This window comes from Hymenobacter ruber, from assembly GCF_054783255.1.
This window is the reverse complement of the sequence record NZ_BAAGQX010000003.1, coordinates 271,560-284,799: the sequence shown is the minus strand read 5'-3', so window position 1 is coordinate 284,799 and position 13,240 is coordinate 271,560. Positions and strand designations below refer to the sequence as shown.

The 13,240-nt window shown below is 63.0% G+C and carries 9 protein-coding genes; 8 read left to right on the top strand and 1 reads right to left on the bottom strand.

Going from position 1 to position 13,240, the window contains the following annotated elements:
- Positions 1-73: 73 nt before the first annotated feature.
- The 7 genes from ftsH to ACYVM5_RS08205 all read left to right on the top strand — a co-directional run bounded on the left by ftsH (position 74) and on the right by ACYVM5_RS08205 (position 10,159).
- The gene (ftsH, locus tag ACYVM5_RS08235; protein WP_460617651.1) at positions 74-2,194 is read left to right on the top strand and encodes an ATP-dependent metallopeptidase FtsH/Yme1/Tma family protein; all 2,121 of its coding nucleotides are present in this window, start codon (positions 74-76) and stop codon (positions 2,192-2,194) included.
- 125 nt (positions 2,195-2,319) lie between these two features.
- The gene (locus ACYVM5_RS08230; protein WP_460617650.1) at positions 2,320-2,982 is read left to right on the top strand and encodes a LutC/YkgG family protein; all 663 of its coding nucleotides are present in this window, start codon (positions 2,320-2,322) and stop codon (positions 2,980-2,982) included.
- Positions 2,979-3,761 carry a UDP-2,3-diacylglucosamine diphosphatase gene (locus tag ACYVM5_RS08225; protein WP_460617649.1) on the top strand — a complete coding sequence of 261 codons (783 nt, stop codon included), beginning with the start codon at positions 2,979-2,981 and terminating at the stop codon, positions 3,759-3,761. The genes ACYVM5_RS08230 and ACYVM5_RS08225 overlap by 4 nt, the downstream gene beginning before the upstream one ends.
- 126 nt (positions 3,762-3,887) lie before the next feature.
- Positions 3,888-4,787, top strand: a complete 900-nt coding sequence (locus ACYVM5_RS08220) for a hypothetical protein (RefSeq protein ID WP_460617648.1) — start codon at positions 3,888-3,890, stop codon at positions 4,785-4,787.
- A 113-nt stretch (positions 4,788-4,900) separates the two neighbouring features.
- The gene (locus ACYVM5_RS08215; RefSeq protein ID WP_460617647.1) at positions 4,901-6,067 is read left to right on the top strand and encodes a zinc-dependent alcohol dehydrogenase; all 1,167 of its coding nucleotides are present in this window, start codon (positions 4,901-4,903) and stop codon (positions 6,065-6,067) included.
- 222 nt (positions 6,068-6,289) lie between these two features.
- Positions 6,290-7,396, top strand: a complete 1,107-nt coding sequence (locus ACYVM5_RS08210; RefSeq protein ID WP_460617646.1) for an NHL repeat-containing protein — start codon at positions 6,290-6,292, stop codon at positions 7,394-7,396.
- Positions 7,397-7,576: 180 nt separating this feature from the next.
- A complete protein-coding gene (locus ACYVM5_RS08205) occupies positions 7,577-10,159 on the top strand; it encodes a S8 family serine peptidase (protein ID WP_460617645.1) in 2,583 nt (860 codons plus the stop codon).
- 85 nt (positions 10,160-10,244) lie between these two features.
- Here ACYVM5_RS08205 and ACYVM5_RS08200 read toward each other — a convergent pair whose 3' ends face one another.
- Positions 10,245-11,054, bottom strand: a complete 810-nt coding sequence (locus ACYVM5_RS08200) for a M57 family metalloprotease (RefSeq protein WP_460617644.1) — start codon at positions 11,052-11,054, stop codon at positions 10,245-10,247.
- A gap of 479 nt (positions 11,055-11,533) precedes the next feature.
- Here ACYVM5_RS08200 and ACYVM5_RS08195 point away from each other — a divergent pair, with 479 nt between their 5' ends.
- The gene (locus ACYVM5_RS08195) at positions 11,534-13,210 is read left to right on the top strand and encodes a PSP1 domain-containing protein (protein WP_460617643.1); all 1,677 of its coding nucleotides are present in this window, start codon (positions 11,534-11,536) and stop codon (positions 13,208-13,210) included.
- Positions 13,211-13,240: the final 30 nt, after the last annotated feature.

The window sequence follows — 13,240 nt, the reverse complement described above, 5'->3', positions numbered from 1 at the left end:
CCTTTTTGCCGAACATTTGTTTTCGGCGTGGTGTTTTGCTCCTACCTATCCTCGGTTTTAAGTAGCTATTTTCATGTCGGATAAAAATCTGAATAACAATAAGAAGAAGAAGCCCCTGACTCCGGTGCCTAACCCGCGCCCGGGCTTGCAGCTGTGGGTGCTGGCTGGTTTGCTGGTGTTTTTGTTTGGGGTGATGTGGGTGAATAACCTCAACTCTCCCGCCAAAATCAACCAGCAGCGCTTCGAGAGCATGCTGGCGGCCGGCGATGTGCAGGCCGTCACCATTGTAAGCAACCAGAAAGTGGTCGAAGTGACCCTGAAGGAGGCGGCCCAGGCCAAGTACCGACAGGAACTCACGCGCCGCACGCCATTTGGCGCGTCGGGCGTGGGCTCGCAGTTCTACTTCCCGGTGGTGGATGCCAAGCTGTTCCAGGAAAACCTGGATGCTTTGCAGAAAGACGTGCCAGCCGCCCAGCGCCTGCCCCTCAACATTGAGGAGCGGTCGAGCCCCGGCGACTACATCGGCACCTACGGCTTCATTGTCTTAATGATTGTCGGTTTCTGGTTCCTGATGCGCCGCATGGGCAGCGCAGGAGGCCCCGGCGGCCAGATTTTCAGCATCGGCAAAAGCAAAGCCGCCCTGTTTGAAGGCGGTGATAAGGTGAAAATCACCTTCAAAGACGTGGCTGGCCTCGAAGAAGCCAAAGAGGAAGTGCAGGAGATTGTGGAGTTCCTCAAGAACCCCAGCAAGTTCACTATTCTCGGTGGTAAAATTCCAAAAGGCGCGCTGCTGGTAGGCCCTCCTGGCACCGGCAAAACCTTGCTGGCCAAAGCCGTAGCTGGCGAAGCCGACGTGCCGTTCTTCTCGCTTTCGGGCTCCGACTTTGTCGAGATGTTCGTGGGTGTGGGCGCAGCCCGCGTTCGGGATTTGTTTAAGCAGGCTAAGGCTAAGGCACCGTGCATCATCTTCATCGATGAGATTGACGCCGTAGGCCGTTCGCGCAGCAAAGGCTCGATGCCCGGCGGCAACGACGAGCGCGAAAACACCCTGAACTCGCTGCTGGTGGAGATGGACGGCTTCGGCACCGACTCCGGCGTTATCATCTTGGCTGCCACCAACCGGCCCGATACCCTTGACTCGGCCCTGCTGCGTCCCGGTCGTTTCGACCGTCAAATCAGTATCGACAAGCCGGATATCAACGGCCGTACCCAGATTTTCAACGTGCACCTGAAGCCGCTGACGCTGGGTCCCGACGTAGATGCCAAGCGCCTCTCGGCCCAGACGCCCGGCTTTGCGGGTGCGGAAATTGCCAACGTCTGCAACGAGGCGGCCCTCATCGCCGCCCGCCGCGACAAGAAATTCATCACCGACCAGGACTTCACCGACGCCATCGACCGCGTGATTGGTGGCTTGGAGAAGAAGAACAAAATCATCTCGCCCGGCGAGAAGCGCATTGTGGCTTACCACGAAGCCGGTCACGCCATTGCAGGCTGGTTCCTGGAGCACGTTGACCCCTTGGTGAAGGTGAGCATTGTGCCTCGTGGGGTAGCAGCGTTGGGTTACGCGCAGTACCTGCCCAAGGAGCAGTTCCTCTACAACACCGAGCAGCTGACCGATGAGATGTGCATGGCCCTGGGTGGCCGCGCCGCCGAGGAGTTGGTGTTCGGCAAAATCTCGACCGGTGCACTGAGCGACCTGGAGCGCATCACCAAGATGGCCTATTCTATTGTGACGATGTACGGCATGAACTCGAAGCTCGGCAACGTGTCGTTTTACGACTCGAAGGGGCAGAACGAGTATGGTTTCTCGAAGCCTTACTCGGAAGCCACGTCGCAGATGATTGACGAGGAAGTGCGCACCATCATCGAAAACGCCTACACCCGCACCAAGGAACTTCTCACTGAGCGCCGCCACGAGCTGGAGGTGGTAGCCAAGGAATTGCTGGAAAAAGAAGTGCTGCAACAGGAAGACCTGACCCGCCTCGTGGGCCCGCGCCCTTTCGAAACCCAGACCAACTACCAGGCCCACATGGCCGGCACCGACCGCAGCGAAACCGCTTCGGAAGTGAAGGGCGAACAGGCCGCCGGCGGCAAGCTCGGCAGCGACCTGCCCGACCTGCACCTGCCCGGCGTGGACGACAACCGCAACAACGAAGCTTCGGCTCCCAATGGCAACGCGGTAGCCGGCGTATAGTCCGGTTCAAGCTAACTGCAGAAAAAGGCCCGCCTCCACTTAGGAGGCGGGCCTTTTTTTGTGAAGCAAGCCCGGTTATCGGGCAACGGTTACCTTTGGCAGCTTCAACCCGCAACTCTCTCGTCATGGCTGATTCTTCCCGCGATGCCGTTTTAGCCCGCATTCGCCAGGGGCTGGCGGCGGGCCCTGCTCCGTTGCCGCCCCGTCCGGATTTTGCGGCTCCCGTGCATCCGCCTTTGAACAACGCCGATGCCGTGGTGGCATTTGCCGAAAGCTTCCAGCGCGTGGGCGGCGAGTTTTACTACTGCGAGTCGTTGCCGCACTTGGCGGCGCAGGTAGCGGGCTTCCGGCAGCGGCAGCAGGTGGGCGCGCCCTACGTGTGGGAACCCGAGATGCAGGCGCTGCTGTATCGGGCGGGCATCGCTTTTCAGGCCGATGAAACCGATTTTATTGCCAAGGCTGATTTGAGCCTGACCTCCTGCGAGGCGCTGGTGGCGCGTACCGGCAGCGTACTGGTATCGGCTGCCACGGCCAGCGGGCGGCGGCTGAGCATCTATCCCGACCAACACCTCGTGCTGGCCCGACCCCGCCAGGTGGTGCACGAGATAGGGGAGGCCCTGCGCGTGGTACAAGGCCGCTACGGCGCGGCCCTGCCCTCGATGGTATCGCTCACCAGCGGCCCCAGCCGCACTGCCGATATTGAAAAAACCCTCGTGCTCGGGGCGCATGGCCCGCGCCGCATCGCGTTGTTTTTGCTGGAAGACGACGCCGAAAACTCACCCGAATGAAGTCACCCCATTTACTTTCTGACCTTATCCTGCCACCCGGCAAGCGGGTTTATTTCGCTTCCGATTTCCACCTGGGCGCGCCCGATGCGGCCACTTCGCTGGCGCGGGAGAAGCGCATTGTGCGCTGGCTGGATGAGGCGGCCAAGGACGCGGCAGCCATCTACCTGCTGGGCGATTTGTTCGATTTCTGGTTTGAATACAAGCACGCCATTCCGCGCGGGTTCAGCCGTTTGCAGGGGAAATTGGCGGAGCTGACGGATGGCGGCCTGCCCATCACTATCTTCACCGGCAACCACGATATGTGGATGTTCGGTTACTTCACGCAGGAAATGGGTATCCCGGTACTGCGGCAGGAGGTGAGCCAACGCATCGGCGACAAGATGTTTCACATCGGACACGGCGACGGTCTGGGACCAAAGGACTACAGCTACAAAGCCCTGAAGCAGGTGTTCACCTCCAGCGTGGCGCAGTGGCTGTTTGCGCGGCTGCACCCCAACTTCGGCATTGGCATGGCCAATAAGTGGAGCCGCCGCAGCCGGATGCAGGTGGGCAAGGACGATACCGTGTATTTCGGCGACGAGGAATGGCTGCTGCAATACTGCCGCGAGCTGGAAACGCGTTTACACCACGACTACTACGTCTTCGGCCACCGCCACTTGCCGCTGGATGTGGAAGTGGCCCCCGGCAGCCGCTACGTGAATCTGGGGGAGTGGGTCAATTATTGCAGCTACGGCGTGTATGATGGCAACGAGCTGGCCTTGCGGCATTTTGAGCAGTAAATGAGCACGGCAACGAACGTCATGCAGAGCGCAGCGAAGCATCTTACTTGGGGAAGCAACTCACTCGATTGGGTTAGTTCCCCGAGCAAGATGCTTCGCTGCGCTCTGCATGACCGTTTTATCAAATTGGCATTCCTTCTCCTCCTCGCCAGCACCGCCCGCGCCCAAATTACCGTGCCCTCGGCCGCTTCTGCTGCGCCCGCCGCTAAAGAAGCCGTGGCTCCCGTGCAGCCGGCCGCCGGGCCCGCGCTCGATGCCACGGCCGCGCCCACTGTGGCCGCCTGGAAGCTGCTGCGCCTCATCAAGCTGCCCAATCCGGGCGCGGCATCGCTGGACCGGCGCGGCGCGCTTTACGTGGCCGATGCCGACAACAACCTCCGCCAATACGGCCCCGAAGGCCTGCCCCTGAATACCTATGCGCCCGCTCAGCCCGGCCACGTGGCCCAGGTGGAGGCCTGGAACGTGACCAGCACCCTCGTGTTCAACGACGACCGCCAGCAGCTGGTGCTGCTCGATAGGTTCCTCGCGCTCATCAGCGAGGTGCGGTTGGCCGACTACCTCGATGGCACGGTGCGCGTGGCCACGCTGGCCCCGGACAACTTTATCTGGCTGCTGGATGAGAGCAACCTCGTGCTGCGCGAGTTCGACCCCAATACCCTGCGCCTGGTGCAGAGTACCCCGCTGGACCTGCTCATCGGTCGCTCACGGCCCGATTTCCGGTTTATTCGGCAATACCAGAACAACACCTACCTCGTGGACCGCAGCACCGGCGTGTATGTGTTCGACAACCTCGGAAATTACAAGAAGAAGCTGCCCTTTCCGGGCCTGAGTACGGTGGGCTTCCGGGGCGATGAGCTGTACTTTCTGGAGGCTGGCGCCATCCACTTCTTCCACCTCTACAACCTGACCGAGCGGCGCGTGGCCCTGCCCGCTGGCCAAGACCCCGGCGCGGTGCGGCAGGTGCTGGTGGGCGAAACCTACGCCTATATTTTCACGGCGGCGGGCGTGGCTGTTTATCAGATGTAAAGCCGACGGGACGGTGGAGGCTACCGGCCGCCAAGGCTCAACCGTAGCAACCCGCCCGAAAAGCCGGTCGTTAGGAAAGCAGGTTCTTCTGTTTCATTCCTAACGACTGCTATATGAAAGCTCTCCGCATTCACGGTGCCAAAGATGTCCGCGTTGATAACGTGGACGACCCCGAAATCAAGGAATCGCGCGATGTCATTCTGCGCGTGACCAGCACGGCCATCTGCGGCTCCGACCTCCACATCTACAACGGCAGCATTCCCCAGCCCAAGCCCATGACGCTAGGCCACGAGTTCATGGGCATTGTGGAGGAAGTGGGCAAAGGTGTTACTAACCTCCGGCGCGGCGACCGCGTGGTGGTGCCCTTCCCGGTGGCCTGCGGCCATTGCCTGTTTTGCAACCACGACCTGCCCGGCCACTGCGAAAACTCCAACCCCGACCACTACGGCCCCGAAGGCGGTCTGATGACCGAAAAAGGCGGTGCCCTCTTCGGCTACACCGACCTGTACGGCGGCTATGACGGCGGCCAGGCCGAATACGTGCGCGTGCCCTACGCCAACAACGGCCCCCGCAAAGTGCCCGACAACCTCACCGACGAGCAGGTGCTGTTCCTCACCGACATCTTTCCCACGGGCTACACCGGCATTGACTGGGCCAATGTGCGGGGCGGCGAAATCGTGGCCATTTTCGGGGCCGGCCCGGTGGGCATAATGGCCGCTAAGTCGGCCTGGCTGCGCGGGGCCAGCCGCGTTATCATCGTCGATACCCAGCAGTACCGCCTCGACAAGGCCAAGCAGGCCGCCCGTGCCGAAGGCATTCTCTGGGAAAACCAGAAGCAAGTGGTCGACGAAATCCGGGCCATGAGCAAGGGCTACGGGGCCGATGTGGTGGTGGAAGCCGTGGGCTTCGAGCCCGACCGCAACCTGCTGGACCGTGCCAAAGCCGTAGCCAACCTCGAAAAAGGTTCGGATAAAGTGCTGCTGGCCTGCATGAGCGCCGTGCGCCGGGGCGGCTTCGTGTCGGTGCTGGGCGTGTACTCTTCGCCGTTCGACAACTTCCCCATCCACCAGTTCTTCGACAAGGGCATCACGCTGAAAGGCGGCCAGGCCCCCGCCCATAAGTACATCGACAAGCTGCTGGCCCACGTGGCCAACGGCGACGTGCGCTTGGACGACATCATCTCGCACCGCCTGCCCCTCTCGCAGGCCCCGCACGCCTACGACATCTTCCGTAACAAGAAGGACAACTGCACCAAAGTAGTGCTGAAGCCAGGCGAGTAATCTTGGGTTGCCTTTCCTGAACTCCGGTTTGCCAACCTCGCCAAAGCCAGCGAGCATGGATTCGATGTGATTGAGGCCGTGGCCCCAGGCGGCGGCAAGAAGCTCGCGAAGCCGTAGCAGCTTTGGGTTGCTAACTGAAACGCCCCGGCCGGTTTGGTCGGGGCGTTTTTCGTTGGGGCTGGGCTAATACCTTTGAAGCGTCACTTTCCTCGTTGTTTGCTTATGCATTACCGCTCCCTCGTTTGCCTGGCGGCTTGGCTGTTGCTGCCCTTGGCGCAGGTGCAGGCCCAGCGCATCGTGTTTGTGCCCGCCGATACGGCTTCCTATTCCTCAACGGCTGCCGTAACAACGCTGGCGGGCGCGGCGGGCAGCAGAGGCAGTGCCGATGGCCCCGGCCCAGCCGCTCGGTTCGACTACCCAATGGGCATAGCTGTGGCCGCCAACGGCACCCTGTACGTGGCCGACGAAGAGAACATGACCATCCGCCGCCTCTCGCCGTTGGGCGAAGCAACAACGCTGGCCGGTGCCCGTGCCACCAAAGGCAGTGCCGATGGCCCCGGTCCGGCCGCCCGATTCTACCACCCGGTAGGGCTGGCCGTGGCCGCCGATGGCACCCTGTACGTGGCCGATGGCGAGAACCACACCCTCCGCAAAATCACACCCGATGGTGCCGTGAGCACCGTAGCGGGCACGGCGGGCCAGAAAGGCAGCGCCGATGGCTCTGGTCCAGCCGGCCGCTTCAACCTGCCCCACGGCGTGGCCGTGGATGCCAGCGGCGTCCTCTACGTGGCCGACACGTTTAACCATACCATTCGCAGAATCACTCCGGCTGGCCAGGTCACCACCCTGGCGGGCTTGGCTGGCCACAAGGGCAGCAATGACGGGATGGGGGCTGCAGCCCGGTTCTTCCACCCGGCCGCTGTCGCTGTTGATGCGCAAGGGGTTTTATACGTAGTGGACAACGGGAACGGGACGGTTCGAAAAATCACCCCCACCGGGCAGGTAACGACGCTGGCCGGAGATGCCCGTCGCGGCGGCCACACTGACGGGACAGGAGCCACGGCCCGGTTCCGGGCCCTCACCGGCGTGGCCGTCGATGCCCGCGGCAACGTGTATGTGGTTGACCACCTCAATGCGCTCATTCGCAAAATTTCTCCCGCCGGAGAGGTAACCACGCTGGCCGGCAGTGCGCTGCGCTTCGGCACCAACGACGGCACCGGGGCCGCCGCCCGCTTCAACGGGCCCGGCGGAATAGCCGTGGATGCCAGCGGCACGCTCTATGTGACGGACAGTGGAAGCAACACCATTCGCAAAATCGCGGCGGAATAGCTTTTCGGCAAAAGTGCTGGCCGCGCGCACTGCCGAAGCCCGGCTTTACCTTTGGGCAGCAGCAACGGCAGGTGCCGGAGCTCCCCCAGATTCATTATGTGCATGAAGCCAGCCATTGGAGAAGCAAGCAGATTTTTTGCCGGATACCGGGGCGGAGTCGGCTTGCTGGGAGCGCTGCTTATGTTGCCGCAGCTACTACTGGCCCAGCCCGCGCCGCGCCCGGCGCAGTCCTCCCGGCTGGCCCCGGGCCTACAAGCTGCCTCGGTAGCGGATGCCCCCAGCCCGCTCCGCATCCGCGTGGCCAATGGCCCGGCCTTCCGGCAGTGGGCGCGGCAGCACCAGCCCGCCGCGCAGGTAACGCCGGCCGGGACTGACGCCCGCACGCTTACCGTTGCCGGCCTCACACCGGCCCAGCTGGCCGCCGCGCCGGGCGTAGAATTTGTGGACGTGGCCGACCGCCGCGCCCACGAAGAGCGTCGCCTCAGCAACTCTGATATCTCGGTGAATGCCATCTCGGCGGTGCACGTCCGCTTCCCCGACCTCACCGGGCAGGGCCTCACTGCCTCCGTAAAGGAGCTGCCCTTCGACCCGGACGACGTCGACCTGAAAGGCCGTGTGGTGAGCCCGGCCGCATTCGCCAAGCCGTATTCTGACCATGCCACGGCCATGGCCACGCTGCTGGGTGGCGCCGGCAACTCCGACCCGCTGGGCCGGGGCGCGGCCCGTGCCGTGCGGCTGGCTACTTCCGATTTTGTCCGTCTGCTGCCCGACGATGCCACCCAGCTGACCCAGGCCAACATATCGGTGCAAAACCATTCCTATGGCGTGGGCATCGAAAACTACTACGGCCTCGAATCGCAGGCCTACGACCAGCAGACGCAGCAAATGCCGCAACTGCTGCACGTGTTTTCGTCGGGCAACGTGGGCTCGTCGGCCAGCCCCAGCGGTGCTTATAAAGACATTGCCCGGTTCGCCAACATCAGCGGGCAGTTCAAGATGTCGAAGAACACCCTGACCGTGGGCGCTACCGACCCCAGCGGGCAGGTGGCCGCGCTCAGCTCGCGCGGCCCGGCTTATGACGGCCGCATCAAGCCCGAGCTGGTGGCCTACGGCGAAGGCGGCTCCTCCGAAGCGGCGGCGCTAGTGTCGGGCATCAGCATCCTGCTCCAGCAGCAGTACCGCGACCAGCACGTCGGCACCCTGCCGCCCGCCGCCCTCGTCAAAGCCGTGCTGCTGAATAGTGCCGACGACCTCGGCACGGCCGAAATCGACTACCTCAGCGGTTTTGGGCAGGCCGATGCACTGGGGGCCGTGAGCACCATGCGCGCCGGCCGCTTCTTCGGCGGCAGCGCCGGTCAGGGCACCGACCAGGTGTTCCGCATCACCGTGCCCGCTGGCCAGCAGCAGCTGAAAGCCACGCTTGTCTGGAGTGACCCCGCCGCCGCCGCCAACGCCGCCGCAGCCCTCATAAACGACCTCGACCTCGAACTAGTAAACGTGAGCACCGCCCAGCGCTGGTTGCCCTGGGCCCTGAGCGCCTACCCCAATGCCGACTCGCTGGCCCGCCCCGCCCGCCGCCGCGCCGACCACCTCAATAATGCCGAGCAGATAACCCTCACGCTGCCCGCCGCCGGTACTTACGAGCTGCATGTGCGTGGCTACGCCGTGCCGCAAGGTCCGCAAGCCTTTAGCCTGGCCTACGAGACCAGCTCACCCGGCCTCACCTGGACCTACCCCGTGCGCTCCGACAACCTGCGCCCCACCACCACTGCCAACCTGCGCTGGCAGTGGAGTGGCGCGCCCACCGCCACTGCACGCCTCGACTACCGCCCCGTGGGCCGCCCCGGCTGGCGCGTGCTGACGCCCAGTGTACCGCTGGCCGACCGCCGCGCCACCTGGACCGTGCCCGACACGGCCACGCTGGCCCAGCTGCGGCTGGTGAGCGGCAGCAGTGAGTTTGTATCTGACACATTTGCCATTGTGCGGGCCCCGGTGCTGCAGGTCGGCTATGCCTGCCCCGAGGAAGCGCTGCTGCAATGGGCGCACATTCCGGGCGTGGCTCGCTATCAGGTGTACCAGTTGGGCGCTACGTATCTGGAGCCCTTGGCGCAAACCACCGATACCACGTTGGTGCTCGGCCGCGCGCAGGTGCCGGTGCTCTACTACGCCGTGGCTCCCGTGGTGGGCGGGCGCGTGGGCCAGCCGGGCACTACCATCAACTACACCACACAGGGTACGGCGTGCTACTTCCGCTCCTTTCTGGCTCGGCAGCTGGTCGATGAAACCATCCGCTTCGATGTAGTCCTTGGTACGGTATACCACCTGAAATCGGCCACGCTGGAGCGCGAGCAGCCCGATGGCAGCTTCACGGCTGTGCAGACGATTAGCCCGGTCGCCGGCACCACGTTCTCCTTCACCGACCAGCCCGCTGCCGCCGGGCGCTACCGCTACCGCGTGCGTCTCGACAATGTGGCCGGCCAGCAATTCTACAGCAGCACCGAAGAAGCTTTCCTGCTGGGTGCCGGCCTGATTCAGGCCTACCCCAACCCCGTGCTCGCCGGTGCCCCACTTACCGTGGTGGCCAACAGCACGGCCCCCGTAACCATTCGCCTCTACGATATGCTGGGCCGATATCAGCGCACCGCCACTGCTGAAGGCCTCGTCAACCTGGTAGAGACCAGCGGATTGAAACCGGGGATGTATTTGCTGCGAGTGGAGCAGGACAACAAGCTGGGACAAATCCTGAAGATTATTATTCAATAAGCCCGGCGCATTTGGATGTAGTAACTCAACAAAAAGCCCCGGCTCTGCACAGAGCCGGGGCTTTTTGTTGAGTTACTAGCCGAAACTAGTAGATGTAGTTCAGGGCGGTCAGGTCGTTGGCGGTAAAGGGGCGGTTCACGCCGTTGCCCACGCAGGCCAGCATCCAGGAGTTCGACTCGGCCGTGGAGGGCGTGCCGGGAATGAGGATGGCACCCACCGTGCTGGCACCTTCGTTGGAAGCGCTGCCGCCGCAGCTAATGGCGCGGTTGTAGTAGTCAGTGTGGCGCATGCCGATGCAGTGACCCATCTCGTGGGCCATGATGGTGGCGATGTAGTTAACGTTCGAGCTGTTAATCACATTGGGCACCAGCGTGAAGCCGGGTGCAGGGTTACCGCCGCTGGGGAAGCCGCCCGACTGGCCGAGTACGCCTGGGCCCAGGTTCGACGAATACTTCACGGGCATTTGAGCACCGCTGGTAACGCGCTGGAAAGTTATCCGCAGGCCGGCCGCGTTGTAGCGCCGGATAGCCTCATCGATGGCCGACACATAAGCAGACGGAAACGAGCTGCTGAGGCTCACCGTGATGGTGCGGGGCAGGCCGGTCACCAGGTTGGTGGTGCGGTACTGCTCCTGGTCGCCTACGCGGAGGGTGGAGTAGCCGGGGGCACTGGCCAGCAGCTCCGGGGTCAGCAGGATGTCGCCTTCGACTACGTAGCCGGCATCAACTTTTTTAACGTCCTGGTTGCTAAAACCCAGGGCTTTGATTTGAGCCATTGCGTCCGCCGAAGCAGTGGTAGGGGCAACGGTTGCAGCTTCTTCTTTCTTGCTGCACGAAGAAAGTGATAGAGTTGCGCCAGCCAGCGCAAGGAGGGTGAGAAGTTTGAAATTTTTCATAGAACTTTTTGGTGGTGAGGTTTTGGTGAAGAATGGGCGAATATATGTGGATGAAATTGTGAATCACATCAGTCATTATCGAATGATTTGAAAATAATTCAACCAAAAACGGTTTTAACGGCGAATAAAGCGGTTTTTGAGGTTTTAAATTATGAAAAATGACAAAATTTTGTAAGTGCCAGTTTAATAAACTATTGTAATAATTACACGGCCAAGTGAGGGCATTATGGCCGACATAGGGACCGGCCGGCCCGGGATAGAAGTACTCCGAATGCTGTTATTAGCCTGCCGGAAACGCCCTGTGCTATTTGTGTATCTTTGCTAGGAACCGAATTTTCGCGAAAACCCGCTTTTCGCCCAACTATATAATTGTCTGACTCGTGGCTTGTGCTTCATGTTCAACCGGTGGGGGCTGCGGCACCACCAAAGTAGGGGGCTGCGGCTCCAAAGGGGGCTGTAGCTCCGGCGGCTGCACCCGCATGAACGTCTTCGACTGGCTCCAGGACGTAGAAATTCCCGATTCCTTCGCCGGGTTCGACCTCGTGGAGGTACGCTTCAAAGGTGGTCGTAAGGAGTTTATGCGCAATGACTTGCGCTTGCCCCTCGTGACCGGCGATGCCGTGGTGGTAGATGCCGCCGGCTCGGGCTGGCACTTGGGCCACGTCTCGCTCAAGGGCGAGCTGGTGCGCCTGCAAATGCGCAAGAAGAAGGTATCCACCGACTCCAAGGAAATCCGCAACATCCTGCGCATTGCCACGCCCGACGATGAGGAGCGGTGGCAGGCCGTGCGCGACCTCGAAACCGGCACCATGTTCCGGGCCCGCGCCATGGTGAGCGAGCTGCGCCTGCGCATGAAACTCTCAGACGTGGAATACCAGGCTGACCGCACCCGCGCCCTGTTCTACTATTCGGCCGAGGACCGGGTCGATTTCCGGGAGCTAATCCGCCGGCTGGCCGACGAGTTCCGGGTGCGTGTGGAGATGCGCCAGATTTCGCTGCGGCAGGAAGCTGGCCGCATCGGTGGCCTCGGCATCTGTGGGCGCGAGCTGTGCTGCTCTACCTGGCTCACCGATTTCAAGACGGTGAGCACTACCGCCGCCCGCTACCAGAACCTCAGCCTGAACCCCCAGAAGCTGGCCGGCCAGTGCGGCCGTCTCAAATGCTGCCTCAACTATGAGCTGGATGCGTACCTGGATGCCCTCAAGGACATTCCGCAGGTGCAGCGCCCGCTGAAAACCAGCAAGGGCGAAGCTTTTTTGCAGAAAACCGACATCTTCCGTCGCCGCATGTGGTTTGCCTTCAAAGGCGATAACAACTGGGTGATGCTGGACACGGCCCGCGTGCGCGAGCTGCTGGAAATGAACAAGCGCGGCGAAGTCATCGAAAGCCTGCTGCCCCCGCGCGAAGAAGCGCCCGAGCCCGAAGTGTCCGCCATCGTGGAAGGCTCGCTCGACCGCCTCGACGACAAAATCAAATCGAGCGCCAAGCGCAGCAAGCGCAAAAAAGGCCGCGGCGAAAAAGAAGGCAGCAGCGCCGAAGCCACCGAAGCCCGCGCCCCGCGCGAAGGCCGCGAACCCCGTGCGCCCCGTGCCGAGCGCGAGCCTCGCGCTGCCCAGGAGCCCGGCACCGAGCCGCGTGAAGGCCGCGAAAGCCGCCCGCCGCGCGAGCCCCGCGAAGGCCGGCCCGCCCGCGATGGCCGCCGCCCCGCCGGTGCCGCGCCCGGCGGCCCCCGCCCGCCCGAGCAAATGACCAGCCCTGGCCCCGGCGATATCGACAACCCGGTACCCGCCCTGGGCGATACCGCCGAGCAGCGCGGCCGCCGTGGTGCGGCGGCCCGCCCCAGCAACCGCCGTGGCGGCCGCAACCGCAGCGACGCCCCTCGCCCCGAAGGCGAAGCTGGCGAACCACGCCCCGAAGGCGGCCGCAACCGCCGCCCCGACAACCCCCGCCGCTCCGACTCGACCGCCGGAGCCACGCCCCGCGCCGCTGGCGAAGGTGGCGGCGAGCCGCGCCCGCGCCGGGAAGGTGGTGAGCGCCGTGCCGAAGGTGGCGAGCGCCGCGAAGGCCGAGGTGGCCGCAACCGTCGCGGTGGCCGTGGCCCAGCCGGCGAAGGTGGTGCCGCGCCCGGCGCTGCCCCGGCTCCGGCTGGTTCTTAAATCAACGCTGTTTTGTTTTTGAATGCCAGT